Raw genomic sequence first — 17,912 nt, 5'->3', positions numbered from 1 at the left:
CCCCAGGAGATGTGGAACGGACTAGAACCAGCCATCGTTGCGCCCGAGACCGCACTCACCGTCTGCAGTGTCTAGGACCCCTTCCAGATCACCAGCGCTCAGCCCCTGGCTAAACGCTGCGCGGCCCGCTTCATAGTCTTCTTCAGTGACACTACCCTCGGGAAGCTCGGCGCGATTGATCGCATTCCAAGCCAGCCAAAGATTGGTGCGCGACAGATCCTGCACGGGCGCCTCGACCAGCCCCGCCACAACAAAGCCTTTGCAGTAACCGTACTGGGTGTCTTCTTTCTCGGTCCAAGGCCATTCCATTGCATAGGTGGTCATTGAGCAAACCAACAGTGCCGAGGTTGTCATCAGGCGGAACATAGTAGTGACTCCTTCATATCGAGAGCCCAACAGTAGACTGCGGGGCCGTGTTTGCCAAGCACTATGAAAACAGGAACGAGGCTCTAAAATAGCGGTATGAAACGTCCGCTAATGCTGCTGTTCAGTGTCGCCGTCGGCATCGTATTGTTTTTATCGCCAGTACCGGACGGCCTCTCGACCGAGGCCTGGCAACTGTTCGCGATTTTCGGCGCCACCATTCTCTGCGTCCTGACCGGGGGAACGACACTGTTCCTCGCAGCAATACTCGCACTGGTAGCCGCCGTGCTAACGGGAACATTGGATCCCGACGCCGCCTACGCGGGCTTCAGCAAAGGCTTTATCCTTCTGATCGTGGTGGCTTTTCTGGTCGGCAAGGGCGTCGTCAACTCAGGCCTTGGCGCACGCATCGGCTACTTACTGGTGAGCCGTTTCGGCCGTTCGCCTTTGGGCCTTGCCTACAGCATCATGGCCACCGACGCCGTCATTGCCCCTGCGTTTCCCAGTAATACTGCGCGCTCGGGGGTGTTGTTTCCTATCGTTTACTCGCTGGCGGAGAACAACGGCTCACATCCCGGTGACGAGAGTCGACACCGCATCGGGGCTTACCTGATGCTGTGCGCCATGGTCAGCCTCGCCCTCTCCTCCGGCCTGTGGCTGACGGCAATGGCGGCGAATCCCGCAGGCGTTGCGATCGCCGCTGAGCAGGGTGTCAGCATCAACTTTGCCAGCTGGTTCATCGCCGCCAGCGTGCCGACTTTTTGCGCCATCGTTGTTCTTCCGTGGCTTCTGTATAAGGTCTTTCCGCCCACCATCGGCGCAACACCAGAGGCGCCAGGGCTGGCACAGGCAGCGCTGAAAGAAATGGGCCCGCTCAGCCGTAAAGAATGGATTACCCTCTCAACCTTCGTCACACTGGTCGGCGGATGGGCGCTGGCGGGTATCATCGGTTTCGATGCCACCGCCATCGCTTTCCTGGGCCTCGCGCTGCTCATTATGGGTGGCGTATTCAGCGTGAAGGATTTGCGCGAATCCGGTGATGCGCTGGAAACGCTGATCTGGTTCGCAATCCTGTACACACTGAGCACCGAACTGAACCGCCTCGGGTTCATGTCCTGGGCGGGCAATCTGATGGGTGGCGCTGCGACGGATTTCGCTTGGCCAATCACCTACGTATTGCTGCTATGCCTGTATGTGATCGTGCACTACCTGTTTGTGAGCCAGACCGCGCACCTGCTAGCCTTGTTTGGCGTATTCCTAGCTTTATCCCAGCCCAACGTACCGCTACCTTTGATGGCAATGATGCTGTTACTGGCGACCAATTTTTTCTCGGTGCTTACACCGCAGGCCTCTTCCTGCAATGTCATCTTTGTAGGCAGCGGCTATATCACCGGAGGCGAGGTTTATAAGTACGGCGGCCTGGCAACCGCAGCGTGCCTGCTGATTTTCTTACTGGTGGGAACGCCCTGGATTTTATGGGTGCTTTAATCCGCCAACGCGGAGAAAACCAGAGCCGCGGCCAATACCACCGCCGCCATCAGCAGCAAAGCGACTGCATAGGCTTTTGGTACGGCAGCCGCCAAGTCGCCAAGCGGCACAGAGTGCGCCCTCCGCCCGATACTGGCCACCACTGCGAATGCCAAAGCCACCACGCATCCGGCAACGTTCCACCATAGCCAGGAGACCTGTGGCGCCCACAGCCATAGCGAGGCATTTGCCACCAACCCCAAGAGGAACGCGATGATGGCTGTCCGCTGGCCGGCGCCGTGGAGAAATATCGCAATCAAGAACAAGCCCAGAAGCGGGCCATTCGCCATGGAGCCTACCTTGTTGATGGCCTCAAGTACGGTGGGCGCAATGTGCTCCACCTGGAACGACAGCGCCACGGCGAATAGGCCCCACGCCAGCGTCAGTAACTTGGAGTAAAGAAACAAGCTGCGCTCTGGAATGACGCGGTCACGCTGCAGGAAGTCCTCAAGCGTACTGGCAGATAGACTATTCAGGGCCGAGTCGATGGACGACATTGCCGCCGCAAAGAGCCCGACGATAGCGAGCCCGGCAATACCAGGCGCGAACTCCCGAATGACGAAGGCAGGGAACACCAGATTGTAGTTAGGCGTGCCCGCTGCAGTCGCCGGCAGGGATGCGACAAGCGCTGGCTCTCGCATCGCATAGGCAGCCAGCCCAAGGCCAAGCAGGCAGTAGGCCAACACCAGCGGAAAACGAAGCAGGCCATTGAGCAGCAAGACGCGCTGGGTCTCACGCTCATCCGCAGCGGCGAGTAGACGCTGAGCCTGACTCTGGTCACAGCCGTAATAGGCCATGTACAGGAACAGGCCACCGATCACCATTGGCCAGAAGCCATAGTCATTACCGCTGAAGCCCCAGTCCATTGAGACGGCCTGCCACTGGCTGGTGATGGCCTCGGGCCGAGCCAGCAGAGGTTCTATCACCATCGACAGACCCAGCAATACCGCCAGCAACAGCAGCCCCATCTGCAAAACATCTGACACGACCACGGCACGCATCCCGCCGAGCACGTCGTAGACAATGGTCACACCCATCAACAACACTACAGATAGCCAGAACGGTTGCCCCGTGACCAGACTCAGCACCGAACCAACCCCATAGATAGTCACACCGGTAGCCACCCCCCGGAACACCAGAAAACAGGCGCTGGCTAGAAGGCGTGCCTGCAAACCCAAACGTTGTTCGAGGAAGGCGTAGATTGAAATGGCGCCACTGCGACGCACCGGCAAAAAAAGGGCGCAAAGGAGCAGCATAGCCAGTGGCACGGCCAGTTCGTACTGCAGCCACAACATGCCACCACCGATCACAAAACCGACGAATGCCGGTGCGCCCAACAGGGAGTTAGTTGAGCACTGGGTCGCTACAACCGAGGTTGCCAGGGCCCAACTGGGCAGTTTCCCACCACCCAGGTAGTAGTCTCTACGTGAGCCCTGCTGGCGGCCCAGCCACGCTGCAAGTCCGAGCATGGCGAGCAAATACAGCCCGATGATCCACCAATCCAGAGTCGCAAGGGTATCTGCCATACGCGTGATTCGCCGCTGCTATGGCGCTAGCCTGCCACAGGGTCTGGTACAGCGTCCAACCATCTCAGTTCAAGACGCGATAGCCCCGTCCGCGCAGGCACTGCTTCACCACCTGCACCTCGCTCCTGGAACCCTCGGCAACACCGCGAGCACCACCGGTGACCGCACCGGCGCCCGCACCGCGCTGGGCATCGCGACTGTTGCCCACTGCAGCACCGATCAGCCCGCCAACAACCGCACCCGATGCGGCGCCGCGAGCAGCCTTCTCGCCTGTGCGTACCTCATCGGCATACACCCGGCATTGGGCCAGGTCTTCCTCATAGCGCGCAGGATCTACGCCCTTCTTGTCGATGATGATTTCGTCAGTGGTGGTACAGGCAGCAAGCAGCGGTAGAAACACCACCACTGCTGCGCAGGACCGGGGCTTTGCTAAATGATGGCTACGTACTGACATCGATCTTAGAAAGACAGGCTGTCGTCATTGCTGTCGCGTTTGGGGCGGTTAGCGCGCCAAGTGGCCATCTGCTCGCGTTGCTCATCGGTCAGTACCTCGTTGACGTCATCGCGGCTGCCGCCGTTTTCGCGAATCTCCCGCATTTGCTCAACCTGCGCATCCGTCAGATTCAACTCATCGTGCATGCGCTGCGCATGCTGCTGGCGCGACTTCATCTTGCGGGCCTTATCCGGATTTTCCTCACGCCATTGCTGTGCCTGGCTGCGCTGCTCGTCTGTGAGCACAGCACGAACATCTTCTCTGGAACCACCGTTGGCACGGATCTCGCGCATTTCCTCGACCTGTGCGTCGCTCAGGCCAAGACGCTCTTGCATACGCTCAAGGTTCTTGCCGCAGTGCCCATCGGCATACGATGCTGCGCTGAGCGCCAGGGCCAATGCAGAAGCAATAACAGCAGTTGTTTTGGTCATCGTCATAATCATCTACCTCGTTGTGTGTTGACTTGCGATCGATTGGACCAGAACCGGCTGTTAATCTGCTCCCGCGCCGGGTAAAGAAGTGTAAAGTCAGCCTGCGGGGTTGGTGAGCATGGCGGCGACCGCATCAGCAAGGTGAGGCACTTTCTCGGGAGATCCCGCATCGAAGGGGGGCTGAGGATCATACTCAATGGCTAACTGAAGCAGCTGTGCGAACTCTTCGCCGGCGATTTCAGCCGCCAGCGTCAGCCCCATGTCGATGCCCGCGGAAACGCCCGCCGCCATCACATACTTATCACTGCGAACAACGCGCTGCTTGGTAGGCACGGCCCCGTATTGCTCCAACACCTCCATGGTTGCCCAGTGTGTCGTTGCCTCCCTGCCACTGAGCAGGCCGGCGGCGGCATACACCAGCGAACCGGTGCACACAGAGGTTGTCCATTGGGTGGTGCCATCGATTTGACGAACCCAGTCAAGCACCGCCTCATCGGTGAGCAAGGGCCAGGTGTCAGTGCCCCCTGGCATCAAGAGGATATCCGCGCTTTGCACATCGGACATGGCGCTATCGGCAACCAGTTGCAGCCCTGTGTCAGCCGTGACTGGCCCTGCCTGCGCAGCAACCCGCCTGACGTTGATATCAGGCAGGTGGGCCAACACCTCGTGGGGCCCTACCAGGTCCAGCGTTGTCATGCCGGGATACAAAAACGTTACCAATTCCATGCCTGTCTCCTTGTACCTTGTGTGCCTGAGTTATCGCATCACACTCACACGGCCAGCGCTTCGACGCGAGCAGGCACGTACTTGTGATGTGGGGTAGCCGCAAACGCGTCGCAGTCCTTCAATGATGTCAGTTCATTCGCGGCCACACCTGTGCGAACACCGTCTTCGTTGTCCAAACCATAGCCGTTCGGTAAGGATATGTGTCCAGCCTGCATTCGGTCGTTGATCTCCACACTGGCAACCGCAGAACCGACGGCAGTGGTGATACGCACCTGCCCCCCTTGCTGGACGCCAAGCTGCTCAGCATCGGCTGACGACATTCGCAGAGCGCCCTGCGCATCTTTGCGCCGCCAACCGCCATCGCGATAGATCGTGTTGGCTGAGTAATCGCGGCGCTCCCCTGCCATCAGGATGAAGGGGTACTGCGTATCGCGCGTGTCCGCAGGACCGGCTTTGAGCGTATCAACAACTGCCAACAGCTCAGGCAAGGCCAGCCGTATCCGGCCATCTTCGGTGCCCATACGCTGCCATGATTGGCCGGGCTCATCCCTGGCGATCACCACACCAGAATGCCCGTTGATAATGGCATCGAACAGCTGGTCCGCTTGCGACATGGGTTCGCCGGAGTATCCCGCCCGGCCCAGGCTCTCGCTCTCCTGCATGGCCATAGACACTGTGAGCGGCCAGAGCACCGCGCCCTCTGCAGCACCCTCGGGCAATGTCGGCCCAAGTGTTCGGTAAAGCAGTACCGGCGCAATTTTGGCCACCATCGGATCTTCGGCCATCGCCTGTAGAAAACGGTCCCTAAAGGCATCTCTGCCGTCCGCTTCAAGAATGCTGGAAAGCTCGTCGCAGAGGTCCTGCGGCATTAATCCCGCAGCCTCAATCAGACGCGCGTGAATCTCAGCTTCGGACAGGCTGTCACCTAACGGTGCAAATAACGGCTTTCTCAGATGGAAATAGTTCTCGGGGTTCTCAAAATTGAAGAAGGTTGCTTCCCACTTCTCATACTGCGTCGATGCCGGTAGGACATAGTCGGCTTCGCGCGCGGTCTCGGTCATCGCCACATCGATCACAACAACCAGATCAAGCGACCGAAGTGCCTCGCGCATCTTCTGGCTGTCGGCCAGAGAGTGCACCGGATTCGCAGCCTCAACCAACATGGCGCGGTAGCGGTCTGGGTGATCGGTGAGAATCTCATCGGCGATAACATTGCAGGGCACCAATCCACTGATGATGGGCGCGCCTACCACCGGCGTTTTGCGCGAGCTGCGCCCGCTGCCACCCAAATTTTGTAAGGCCGCTACCGTAAATTGGCCACCGGCATTACCAAAGTGACCACACAGGCTCCACACCAGTTTCTCCAGGTAGCTCACCAGCGTGGAATGGTGGTTCATCTGAACACCCAGGTCCTCGAAGAAAGCCGCGCCGTTGGCGTTCGCAACCGCGGTCGCAGCCGAGCGCACCTGCTCCTCAGGCACACCCGCAATCGCGCAGTAATCCGCGATCGGAATGCTCTCAAACACCTGCATCACCGTGGGCGCACCGTCTGTGTGCTCCGCTAGCCATGCGGTATCGGCCAGGCCGTCCTGAACGATAACCCCCAGCATTGCCGCCAATAACCAGGCGTCCCTGCCAGGCTTCACCCGCAGATGAATGTCCGCGAGTTTTGCGGTTTCTGTGACAACGGGGTCAACCACAATCATGGTGCGATCGGGATCTTTGCTGATTTCGCGTAGCAGTGCCCTCGCCCTTGGGATGCCGTGCGAGTGCCAGGGATTTTTGCCCAGGAAAAAAGCAACGTCACAGTGTTCGAAATCACCGCGCACATGGGTGCCGAACATTTGCGAGTTCACCCAGAACTCACCGGTTTTCTCCTGCGCCAGCGCGTTCGACCGGTACCGGCTACCCAGTACCGCGCGCGTTGCACTGGCATAGGCCCCCGGCAGGTGATTGCCCTGGCCGCCGCCACCGTAATAGAAAATCGACTCGCCACCGTGTTGATCCCTGAGCGCGATCAGGCGCTGCATGATCTCCGTGGTCGCGGTCTCCCAGCTCACCGGCTCATAGGTGCCGTCCTCGCGCCGACGCAAAGGCTGGGTGATGCGGTCTTTCCCGTTTTGGTAATGATTAAGCCCACTGGCTTTCTGACACAAGTAGCCCTGCGAGGCGGGGTGATCTTCATCACCTCGAATGCGTACGATCTCCCTGGCCGCTTCTCCGCCCGTTTGTACATTTATGCCGCAGTTGCACTCGCACAGAATGCAGGCACTGGATTGCCAAGCTTCACTCATTATCCAACCCTCTCATCTGACGTCGACATTCAGAGTAGGAAAATAGTTCTGTTTTGCAACCCTTTAGCTATCACAACCTAGGGTGCAGAATTCTCCGCGGCTTCCAGCGCCTTGCGCTCGGCCACCAATTCCCGCACATCAGCCAGCAACGCCTTCGCATCGAACACGATGCCATCCTTGATGGTGTAACGGATGCCACCGGCGGTTTCCATCTCGCCTTTTTCTAAATTGAGACGGCGGTGGCCTGTGCCATAGAGCACCTTAAAGTTGGCTAGCGGATTCTCATCCACAATCACCAGATCCGCTTTCTTGCCCAGTTCGATAGAACCAATTTGGTCATCCATACCAAGCAGCTCGGCGCCATTGAGGGTTGCCGAGGTCAGCACCTCCAGCGGGTGAAAACCGGCTTCCTGCAGAAGCTCCAGTTCACGCACATAGGCGAATCCGTAGATCTTGTAGATGAAGCCCGCATCCGATCCTACGGTCACACGACCACCGGCATTCTTATAGTCGTTCACGAATTGCATCCAGCGCTGGTAGTTGCGCTTCCAGGCAATCTCGTCGGCGGTCGTCCAGTCAAAAAAGTAGGAACCATGAATCATCGGGTCGGGTTCAAACGCCCGCCGTATGTAGGGCATGGTGTACTCGGCGTGCCAGTCCGCGTTTCTGGCGCGCATCAAGTCGCGGTTAGCCTCGTAAATGGTAAACGTGGGATCAATGGTGAAATCCAGCGATATCAACTCATTAATAGTGGCATTCCAGGTCGCGGATCCCGGCGGTGCGGCCTGCTCCCACAGGCGTCCTGCTTCGCCAAAGCGGTCCTGCTCGTTGTTGTAGTTGTAGCCGTAGGGGTAGTCCTGAATCACCTTGTCGTCGAACATGGCTTCGGGCAGGCCATACCAATGCTCCATGCTGTCCAGACCCATACGCGCGCTATCGAGCACATTGATGCGCTTAACCGACAATTGGGCATGGTGATACGTGGTTTTCATGCCCTGCTGCTGGGCTTCATCCATCGCCGCTTCGATGATGGGCGGCGCAGCGCCAAAGAACTTGAGACCATCGGCGCCTTTTTTACGCACCGCCTTTACCCAGTCCCGAGCTTGCCGGGTTGTGAGCAAGTTAGGGGGGAAAGCACTGTGCACCAGCATTCGGGGGGCGGCAATCTCACCGGCCTCACTCAGCCGCTTGTGCTCCAGGGTCCAGCTCAAACCCATCATGGCACCCACATCCCGCACAGTGGTGACGCCGTGGGCCAGCCAAAGCTTCAGTACATACTCGGGATCAGTCAGGGCACCAGCTGGCGCGTGAGAGGGCGTACCCAGATGGCCGTGCGCATCAATGAATCCGGGCAACACGTACTTGCCTTGCGCATCAATTACGCGCGTGCCCTCGGGGTAGCCTGCGTCACCCATCGCCGCGGCCTTGGATGAGCCCGAGCGAATCTGGGTAATGCGATCCCCTTCAATCACGATGGTCAGCGGCCCGCGATTGGGGGCGCCGGTGCCATCGATGATGTAACCGTTCTCAATCACCAGCGTCTCAAAGGGGCCCTCGCTTTCATCACCTCGCGGTGGCGCTATACGAGGCGCAGGAAATCCGCGCGCCAGTACTGGGGCAATAGACTCCTCCCCCGGCTCCGCTTTTACCGGCGAGAAGCCAGCGGCCCAGCTGGACAATGGAAGTGCCAGAAGCAGCGCAGGCACTGCGAAGAGCAACGGATTTCGGGGCATGGTTTTGGGCTCCAGTCGGTCGAAAAATGTTGCCCAGACTATAGCACCGCTTTCGCGCCGCTAACGTACACTGCTGCACAGCCTGACAATAAGGAAAACACCATGAGCCGACTATTAAGTGCTCTGCTATTGAGCCTCATCAGCCCACTAGCGCTGACAGAGGTCGCGCCAGAACCTGCAGCGACAGCAATTATCGAGGAGCTGGGTCTGCGCGAATCGCAAACAGCAATGTCGGATAACCCGCGCTGGAAACCAGGCAAAGTCGTGGTTGCCAGTCCCCAGCGTTTCGCCGCACTGCTGCCTGACTACGAGGCGCGTATTTCTCGCGCCGCAGGGGACTTGGAGGTGGTGTTCGATCGCTCCGGCAACTGGGCCATGTCCGATGAACAGCTGAGCGGCGTAGATGCCGTGATAGGTCTCTGTACACCGCAAACCCTCGCCAACGCCGATGCCAACCTACTCTGGCTGCACAATTACAGCGTGGGTATGGATCGTTGCCAGGGCCTGACTGAGACGCAGAAAGATGAAGTGGTGTTCACTAATAACAAGCGTCTGTCAGGGCCTACCATTGCAGAACACACCATCGCAATGTTGATGTCACTGAGTCGCGGCATCCCCAGTTACACTCAGGCGCAGGTGAAGAACGAATGGGATACCAGCCCCGCCCAGCTGCAACGGTTCGGTGAACTCAAGGGCAAAACATTGCTGGTGGTTGGCCTGGGCGGCATTGGCACTGAGATCGCCTGGCGCGCTCACGGCCTGGGCATGCGTGTTATTGCCACGCGCAATTCGTCCCGCACAGGGCCAGACTACATGGACTATGTGGGCTTGTCCGACGAGCTGAATACGCTGGCGGGCCAGGCCGACGTTGTCGCCAACGCCCTGCCACTCACCCCCAAAACCGCCGGCGTGTTCGATAAGGCATTTTTTGATGCGCTGAAACCGGGGGCTATTTTCCTGAGCGTTGGTCGCGGCAAAAGCACCGTTACCGGGGACCTGATCGCGGCGTTGGAATCAGGTCTGGTTTATGGCGCAGGGTTGGACGTCACAGACCCGGAGCCGCTGCCAGAAGACAGCCCTCTCTGGCAAATGGACAGGGTAATTATCACGCCGCACATTTCCGCCTCCGGGGCAGACAGCCTACGCCGCATGACCACCATCGCCATTGAGAACCTGCGTCGCTATGCCGCCGGCGAGCGCATGCTGAACCTGGTAGATATCCGTAAAGGCTATTAGGTCTGCCGCTAGGCTGCGCGCAGCGCCCGCCCCAGCGGGCGACTGCCCAACACATCGGTAAAGTCACTGCCGTCCCAAACCGGTTCGCCGCGGATATACACGCGGCTCACGATACCCTCGGGGCGATTCACCATCTGGTTGTGCTGGAACAGCTCGCGGAATTCCAGCTTGCGCGTGGCATCACAATTCCAATCCTTGAGCGCGTCCGGGTTGATCAGCGTGATGTCTGCCTGTGCCCCAATCTCCAACGTGCCGACATCCAGACCAAAGAACGCGGCGGGCTCGCGGGTGAGTCGCTTCACAATCGTACTCACCGTATCCAGCCCTTGCTCCTGAGCCAGCTTCAAGGACATGAGGTTAGCGTCGAAAAAGGCCATGTTGGTGATGTGTGCGCCGGAATCGTTGAACCCGGGCATGGAGTTTTCATCCAGTAGCAGCTCCAATGTCGGCACATTACCCACGTTGCCCACATCCGCGTAGAAGCGGAAGTTCTTGTCGTAGGCGCGCAGCAAGTGCAGCATGAAGCTGGCGTCGTCTTGGACAGGTTTGGGAAAGGCGTCAAAGGCGTCACGTTCCGCGTCGGAGCGTGCTCGATCCGCCTGGCCCGCCTGATACGCCTCGAGGCGGTCAAACACCTGCTGCATTGTCTCCCCATCCCATTCGCTCACCGGTGCTCCGTCGAAGGTCAGCATGTCGAGCTCGCGAATGACCAGATGATCAGGCAGCCCCATCTTCGCTTTGAAGGTGGCGAAGTTGTTACCGCGTCGCCCGTGGTACCAGTCTTCACGGAAATCCTCCACCCACTGCGGGTCATTTAGCAGCGCCATGCGGCCCTCCACATCCTCATACTCGCAGGCGATAAGTTTGGCGGTGGACTCCAACTCTTCAAACAGCGGACTGACGATGCCGTCCGACCAGACGCGGAAGTTAGTGCCCAATGCCTGAAAATGAATATTGCCTTTGAACAGCCAGGAATTGAGCAAACCAGCCAGAGACAGGAAGCTGCGGGTGGCCTTCGGTGCTACGGCCTGCTCCACCGCAGCCAGCGCCGAGGTTTTCAGGGTTTTGCCGAACAGGCGACCGCTGGTGAGCGCAAAATACACCAGCGCCATCGGACGATTTTCCAAGATCGGTGTGGTTTGCCAGACACGATCCCGGTTGCGAACCACCTTTAGCAGGCGCTTGAGCTCACCGAAGCTGGCGAACTGGGTTGGAATTCGCTTGTCCGTGTTAGGGTCATTCGAGAGATAGTGGAACGGCAGACCGTCGGTACTCATCCCCAGATAGCCCTGATCCATGGCGCTTTGAAGTATGTTCTCCATCGCCTGCAGCTCTGACTCAGTAGGCGCCCGGCTAATGCTCTCCTGCAGCCCCATTACCTCGACGCGCAGCATGGAGTGAGGGATAAATGCACCGACGTTTGGACCCAGGGGCATGTCGTCAAGGTGCGCCATGTAGCCTGCAGTATCGTCCCAGTCGATCACCTCCACGCATTTGCGCAGCACCGACTTGGGAATGTTCTCCACGCGCGTAAAACAATCGACGATAGGGTCCTGCTCGCCCTCGTGCTGTTTGCCGAAACAGGTGCCCAAGCTGCAGTTACCAACCAAAACCGTGGTGGTTCCGTGACGCACCACCTCCGGCAAACGGGGATCGAGGTCTACTTCCAGATCAAGGTGGGTATGGATGTCCAACAAGCCCGGCATCAACCACTGCCCCTGGGCGTCAACCACTTGTGCTGCACTCGCCTCCGGCAGGGCAGCACCTTTGGCCGCGACCTTACCGTCACGCAGAGCGATGTCCATGGTTTGGGGCGCCTCGCCGGTGCCATCGAAAACCAGTGCATTGCGAATCAAGGTATCCCACGAAGTAATCATAGCGTGCCATCCTGCCTGACTTTTATTCTTTCCAACGTATTAAGCGACGCTCGCATATCACGGCGCCGAAACCACTGCTAAGGTTAGGCTGAGCGGGTGGGCAATCCAAGTACCCCACACCACCGTAATCCTGCCATCAGCTTAGCACCGGAGTCTCCATGACCAGCGCCATCGCTTTCGATAACAGTTATAGCCGAATGCCATCCGGTTTCTCCAGCGCGCAGCAACCGACACCGGTGGCACAACCGGGGCTGATCGCCATCAACGATGCCCTCGCGGCGCAGCTGGGCATTAACGCAGAATGGCTGCGCTCACCGGAAGGACTATCTGTGTTGGCGGGGAACGCCATACCTGAGGGTGCCACCCCCATTGCCACCGTGTATGCCGGCCACCAGTTTGGCAGCTACAACCCGCAGCTTGGGGATGGCAGAGCGATTCTGCTGGGAGAGGTGGTCGACCGCGACGGTGCCCGCATGGACGTGCAGCTGAAAGGCGCAGGTCCGACACCCTACTCCCGCGGTGGTGATGGTCGTTCACCCATCGGACCCGTGGTGCGCGAGTACCTTATCAGCGAAGCCATGCACACATTGGGCGTGCCAACCACACGCGCCTTGGCCGCCGTGACAACCGGCGAGGCCGTCGTGCGCAACCAGATGGAGCCTGGCGCCATCTTGACGCGTATCGCCAGCAGCCACCTGCGCGTCGGCACTGTGCAGTTTTTCTCCGCCTCCGGCGATAAAGACAAGCTCAATGCACTGGTGTCGCATGTGCTGGCACGCCACTACCCGCAGCACAGCGGGGACAATCCCGCGCTGGCATTGTTGGAGGCTGTGGTCGCAGCGCAGGCGCGGTTGATCGCCTATTGGCAGCTGCTGGGCTTTATCCACGGCGTTATGAACACCGACAACATGCTGCTCTGCGGCGAAACCGTCGACTATGGCCCCTGCGCCTTCATGGACAGCTTCCACCCAGATACGGTCTTCAGCTCCATTGACCATGGCGGGCGCTATGCCTATCGCAACCAACCGGGCATCGGCCACTGGAACCTGTCCGTGCTTGCCCAGGCCCTACTGCCCGTGATCGCTGATGACCCCGACACGGCCGTTGCTCTGGCGCAGGCCTCGGTAGACAGGTACCCCGAACTGTTCATGGAGGCCCACTCTCAGGGGCTTGCCACCAAGCTGGGGCTGGCAGCACTCTCGGAAGAAGACACCGAGCAGGTTGAAGCACTGTTTACGCTGATGGCCGACGAATCTCTGGACTTCACCCTGACCTTCCGCCATCTCACGGATTTGGCGGCGCACGATGAGGCGGCACACGGCATCGGCGATCTGGCCCCAGAATCGGCGAGGCTGAATGCCTGGATAGCTCAGTGGCAGGAGCGCCTGGCGGTAGACCCACAAAGCAAGAGGGACCGCCACGCGGCGATGCGCAGGGCTAACCCGGTCTTCATTCCGCGTAATCATTTGGTGCAGGAAGCCATCAGCGCTGCCGAGGGCGGCGACTTTGGCCCGTTTCACGCGCTGAATACCCGTTGGCAGCAGCCTTTTGATTACGACGCCGCGGATCGTCGCCTGGCAACACCCCCACTGCCTGAACAGCGGGTGCATCAAACCTTCTGCGGCACCTGAAACCCCGCCATCACTCGCTCAGGGCTCACGAGGAGCTCGCCGAGTAGCACTTGGTCTGATTGTGACCTAGGGGCCTGCGCCAGTATAATTCGCATTCACGCAGCGGCCATGGCGCCGCCCACTTGCGCTAACTGACAGAGCCCCGTTTTGAGCACAGAATTCTTCGGCAAGCAGATCTCCGGCCCATTGACGGTACCCTCGGGTATCGTGACCACGGCCACCTCGATCATCCAATACTTCATGGACTCAGTACCCCAGGTTGGCGTGCTCACGACCAAGAGCATCGGACTGGAGCCGCGCCTGGGTTACCGGGAGCCTGTGCTCAGTCAGTATGCGCCTGGGTGTTTTGTGAACGCTGTGGGCCTAACAAACCCCGGCGCTGAGGCCTCGGTTGACCTACTGAGCCAACTGCGCGTCCCCGATGACAAGTTTTTACTCACCTCCATTTTTGGCGGCAGCGTCAGTGACTTCGTCGAAGTAGCCCGCCTGCTGGCCCCTGTATCCGACGGTCTGGAACTGAACCTCTCCTGCCCGCACGCCAGGGGCTACGGCATGGCGATGGGTCAGGACCCGGAGCTGGTTTTCGAGATTGTCAAAGCCGTGAAAGACGCCGTGGACATTCCGGTGATCCCCAAGCTGACGCCTAACACCCCCGACATCGGCGAAATCGCCAAAGCGGCGGCTGAGGGCGGCGCCGATGGTTTCTGCGCCATCAATACGGTTGGGCCCGGCTACACCTCATCACACGGCCAGCCAGTGCTCAGCAATGGCGCCGGCGGGATGTCAGGCAAGGGCGTACTGCCCATAGGCCTCAAATGCGTGCGCGAAGTTCGCGCTGTTAGCCAGCTACCCATCATCGGCTGTGGCGGGGTGAGCAGTGCCGAAGATGTGCGCGCATTCATGGGCGCCGGTGCTGACGTGGTTGGCGTAGGCTCAGCGCTGGTGGGCATGACCACCGCTGAGATCAAGGACTACTTCACCGCGCTGGAAAGTGACCTCGCCACCGGCAACGCCCGCGCAGAGGCGCAGGTGCGCTATGACATCGATATGGGGTTCACCCCAGTCACGTTGGTAGAAAACAAGCGCGTCTGCGAAGACATCGCGCTGCTGACCTTTGACCGCAAGATCAACGTTCAGGCGGGCGAGTTCGTCTTCCTCTGGATTCCGGGCATTGGCGAAAAACCGTTCTCTGCGCTCACCGACGATCCCTTCTCGCTGGTCGTGATTGACGTAGGCGAATTCACCCACGCGGCTATGGAGTTGCCCGTGGGAACAGAAGCCTACGTGCGCGGACCCCACGGGGTGCCAGTGGCACCCGCGGAGGATGCTCGCATTATGGCGGTGGCCGGGGGTACAGGGTTGGCTGCGGTGTACCAGATTGCCCGCGATTTCGGCAACGCTGAGGTGTTTGCCGGCGCCCGCTCGGCCGACAGGCTCTATTTCACCGAGGAGTGCGCGCGCATCGCCGATCTGCACATCGCCACCGACGATGGCAGCGCGGGCTTCCAGGGCCGCGTGACAGAACTGCTGGACCAGCGCCTCGCAGAGATGAGCCCAGCAGAGCGTGAGAAGCTGGTGTTCTACAACTGCGGACCGGAACCCATGGTGCATGCCGCCGTGGCCGTTCAGCGCAAGTACTGCAGTGACGATCAGATATTCAGCGCCATCGATTACCTCACCAAATGCGGCGTGGGCATATGCGGCGCCTGCGCAGCCCCTGATGGGCGGCGGATTTGCGTCGATGGCCCCTTCATCTCGACCCCTCAGATCAGCGCAGCCTGACCATTTGATCACGGCAGGCCGCACCACTGGCGTGGCCTGTACTGAATGCGCTACAGTCGCCGCCTTCCAAGGCTATCTGAGGTTGCACTGTGCGCGCTCTTCTCTTCTCCACCGCCCTGCTGGCCACAGCAGGACTAAGCACCGTCACGACACACGCCGGCGACTGGCGCGAACCGCCCAGCGAGTTCATCGCCAGCGTAATGGCTGTCAAGAATGTTTCCGCACCCACCATTTCACCCGACGGAAAGAGCGCGGTTTACATCCTCGGCGAGACGGACGTCGAGGCTGATGATTACGACACCAACATTTGGTGGGTAGACACTGTTACCGGCGAGCAGCGCCAACTGACTCATTCGTCGCTGTCGACTGAATCGCAACTCGCCTGGCATCCTACCGAGAATGCCATCACCTTCCTAACAGACCGCGAGAACGAGAACGAGGAGTACCAATTGTGGTTACTGCCGCTGGACGGCGGTGAGGCACGCCCTCTGGCGAGCATGGACGGCGGTATCAGTGACTATCACGTGTCACCGGATGGCACACACATAGCCGTTGTGGTGACCGACCCCGCCCCGCATGAAACCGACGATGAGGAGCCACCCATCGAGACACCGCCACCGGTGGTGATCGACCGGTTTGCCTTCAAGAACGACAGCGAGGGCTACCTCACCAGCACCCAGAGCATCCACCTGATTGACGCTGCCTCCGGAGAGAGTAGCGTACTCGCCACAGTAGGCTTTCAACCGGAAGCACCGGCATTCTCCCCCGATGGAACCACACTGGCCTATGTGGCTCGTGAAGGCGATGAACCCAGCCGACTGGAGAACTGGGACCTGTATCTCTACGACCTCGACTCCGACAAATCACGGAACCTTGCCGCCTCAGCGCTCGCCGACTGCGCCATTGGCGGCCATGATCGCCCGCTGTGGCGACCCGATGGCAAGGCCATCGCCTGCCTCACCGCTGATTACACGGTGGATAATCTTTATGCACAGCCCGAACTCAAGCTGTACGATCTGGCCAGCGGCGAGGCGCAAATACTCACCGAAGACCTGGACCTGAATATCGGAGACCTCAGCTGGCGAGATGACGGCAATGCTCTGCTGTTCACCGTTGAGGAAGATCGCAGCCAATGGCTGGCGCAAATGGATACCGCCAACGGGGATATCGAACGCCTGCTCACCGGCAAGCTCACCGTTTACGGCTATGGCAATGCAGGCGGCGCTACGGTTGCTCGACTGGGCTTCGGTGATCTGCCATTTGAGCTCTACAGGGTTGAGGGCGGTATTGCCACTGCGATTACTGATCACAACATCGAATTACTCGAGGCGCACCCCTGGCAGCCCTTCGAAGAGTTCAGCGCGACCTCGAGTGATGGCACAGACATCAGCGGGCTGCTGGTCAAACCCGGCAACTACCGCAAAGGTCGCAAGTACCCCGCCGTGCTGTACATCCACGGCGGCCCTACGTCGCAGTTCGGGCACGAACCGCGTAGCACAGCGCAGGTATTTGCCGATGCGGGTTATGTGGTGATTATGATGAATCCGCGCGGCAGCACCGGCCGCGGCATCGAGTTTTCAAAGGGCATCTTTGCCGCATGGGGTTCGGTAGATGTGCCAGACGTACTCGCCGGCGTGGACTGGGCGGTGAAGCAAGGTATCGCCGATAAAGATGAGCTGTTTGTTGCCGGATGGAGCTACGGTGGCATGCTGACCAACTACGTGGTTGCATCGGATAACCGTTTTAAGGCGGCGGTGTCCGGTGCGGCGATCAGCAATGTATGGGGTGGTTTCGGTACTGATCAATACATCCACTCTTACCTGTCTGAATTGGGCACCCCCTGGGAAAATCCAGAGAACTACAACCGTATCTCTTACCCATTCCTCAAGGCAGATCGGATTCAAACACCCACACTGTTCATGGTGGGCCAGGAGGATTACAACGTCCCTGCGCTGTCCAGCGAACAGATGTACCAGGCGCTGAAGGTACTGCGCGTGCCCACCGGGCTGGTGGTTTATCCGGGAGAATCCCACGGCATATCGACGCCCAGTTACCAGATCGATCGATTCCAACGCCACCTGGACTGGTTCGAACAACATCGGGACTGAACGGTAACGCCTGACAACAATCCTTGTGGCTGGCTCACTGACGCCAGCCGCACCCACCTGAGTGACCTCCCTCGCCTAGCACAGCGCGGCTAACTGTCCGCGTTATGTCACGGTGTGCTGCTTTTTTGACCAGAGCGAGATGCACAGGCCCGCGTATACCCCTCTGACGACAAACGCCGTCTATT

At 59.4% G+C, this 17,912-nt stretch carries 13 protein-coding genes; 5 read left to right on the top strand and 8 right to left on the bottom strand.

Annotated features, from left to right (window positions below; all coding sequences use genetic code 11):
• Window positions 1–21: 21 nt before the first annotated feature.
• Window positions 22–366 carry a hypothetical protein gene (locus IE089_RS11930; protein ID WP_189478034.1) on the bottom strand — a complete coding sequence of 115 codons (345 nt, stop codon included), beginning with the start codon at window positions 364–366 and terminating at the stop codon, window positions 22–24.
• A gap of 111 nt (window positions 367–477) precedes the next feature.
• On the opposite strand from IE089_RS11930, the gene IE089_RS11925 reads away from it, so the two are divergent.
• Window positions 478–1,851 carry a DASS family sodium-coupled anion symporter gene (locus IE089_RS11925; RefSeq protein WP_229802730.1) on the top strand — a complete coding sequence of 458 codons (1,374 nt, stop codon included), beginning with the start codon at window positions 478–480 and terminating at the stop codon, window positions 1,849–1,851.
• Here IE089_RS11925 and IE089_RS11920 read toward each other — a convergent pair.
• The 6 genes from IE089_RS11920 to IE089_RS11895 all read right to left on the bottom strand — a co-directional run bounded on the left by IE089_RS11920 (window position 1,848) and on the right by IE089_RS11895 (window position 9,093).
• Window positions 1,848–3,416, bottom strand: coding sequence for a sodium:solute symporter family transporter (locus tag IE089_RS11920; protein WP_189478032.1), 1,569 nt, complete (start codon window positions 3,414–3,416; stop codon window positions 1,848–1,850). The genes IE089_RS11925 and IE089_RS11920 overlap by 4 nt on opposite strands.
• Before the next feature lie 64 nt (window positions 3,417–3,480).
• A complete protein-coding gene (locus IE089_RS11915; protein WP_229802729.1) occupies window positions 3,481–3,816 on the bottom strand; it encodes a YMGG-like glycine zipper-containing protein in 336 nt (111 codons plus the stop codon).
• Between the two features lie 59 nt (window positions 3,817–3,875).
• Window positions 3,876–4,340 (bottom strand): Spy/CpxP family protein refolding chaperone, encoded by a 465-nt coding sequence (locus IE089_RS11910; protein WP_189478030.1) that lies wholly within the window; start codon window positions 4,338–4,340, stop codon window positions 3,876–3,878.
• Window positions 4,341–4,436: 96 nt separating this feature from the next.
• Window positions 4,437–5,066 carry a DJ-1/PfpI family protein gene (locus IE089_RS11905; protein WP_189478029.1) on the bottom strand — a complete coding sequence of 210 codons (630 nt, stop codon included), beginning with the start codon at window positions 5,064–5,066 and terminating at the stop codon, window positions 4,437–4,439.
• Window positions 5,067–5,110: 44 nt separating this feature from the next.
• A complete protein-coding gene (locus IE089_RS11900) occupies window positions 5,111–7,360 on the bottom strand; it encodes a molybdopterin-dependent oxidoreductase (protein ID WP_189478028.1) in 2,250 nt (749 codons plus the stop codon).
• A 77-nt stretch (window positions 7,361–7,437) separates the two neighbouring features.
• Complete coding sequence (locus tag IE089_RS11895; RefSeq protein WP_189478027.1) at window positions 7,438–9,093, bottom strand: amidohydrolase family protein; 1,656 nt, start codon at window positions 9,091–9,093, stop codon at window positions 7,438–7,440.
• Between the two features lie 102 nt (window positions 9,094–9,195).
• Here IE089_RS11895 and IE089_RS11890 point away from each other — a divergent pair, with 102 nt between their 5' ends.
• Complete coding sequence (locus tag IE089_RS11890) at window positions 9,196–10,329, top strand: D-2-hydroxyacid dehydrogenase (RefSeq protein ID WP_189478026.1); 1,134 nt, start codon at window positions 9,196–9,198, stop codon at window positions 10,327–10,329.
• Window positions 10,330–10,337: 8 nt separating this feature from the next.
• Here the strand turns inward: IE089_RS11890 and IE089_RS11885 are convergent, their stop codons facing one another.
• Window positions 10,338–12,206, bottom strand: coding sequence for an N-acyl-D-amino-acid deacylase family protein (locus IE089_RS11885; protein WP_189478025.1), 1,869 nt, complete (start codon window positions 12,204–12,206; stop codon window positions 10,338–10,340).
• Window positions 12,207–12,364: 158 nt separating this feature from the next.
• Here IE089_RS11885 and IE089_RS11880 point away from each other — a divergent pair, with 158 nt between their 5' ends.
• From IE089_RS11880 to IE089_RS11870, 3 genes are all read left to right on the top strand, one after another.
• Window positions 12,365–13,837 (top strand): protein adenylyltransferase SelO, encoded by a 1,473-nt coding sequence (locus tag IE089_RS11880; protein ID WP_189478024.1) that lies wholly within the window; start codon window positions 12,365–12,367, stop codon window positions 13,835–13,837.
• 147 nt (window positions 13,838–13,984) lie between these two features.
• Window positions 13,985–15,619 carry a tRNA-dihydrouridine synthase gene (locus IE089_RS11875; protein WP_189478023.1) on the top strand — a complete coding sequence of 545 codons (1,635 nt, stop codon included), beginning with the start codon at window positions 13,985–13,987 and terminating at the stop codon, window positions 15,617–15,619.
• 89 nt (window positions 15,620–15,708) lie between these two features.
• The gene (locus IE089_RS11870) at window positions 15,709–17,727 is read left to right on the top strand and encodes a S9 family peptidase (protein WP_189478022.1); all 2,019 of its coding nucleotides are present in this window, start codon (window positions 15,709–15,711) and stop codon (window positions 17,725–17,727) included.
• Window positions 17,728–17,912: the final 185 nt, after the last annotated feature.

Source organism: Parahalioglobus pacificus, from assembly GCF_014652275.1.
GTDB classification, from domain to species: Bacteria; Pseudomonadota; Gammaproteobacteria; order Pseudomonadales; family Halieaceae; genus Parahalioglobus; species Parahalioglobus pacificus.
Note: the sequence above shows the minus strand (reverse complement) of the source record. Positions and strands in the feature narration are given on the sequence as shown.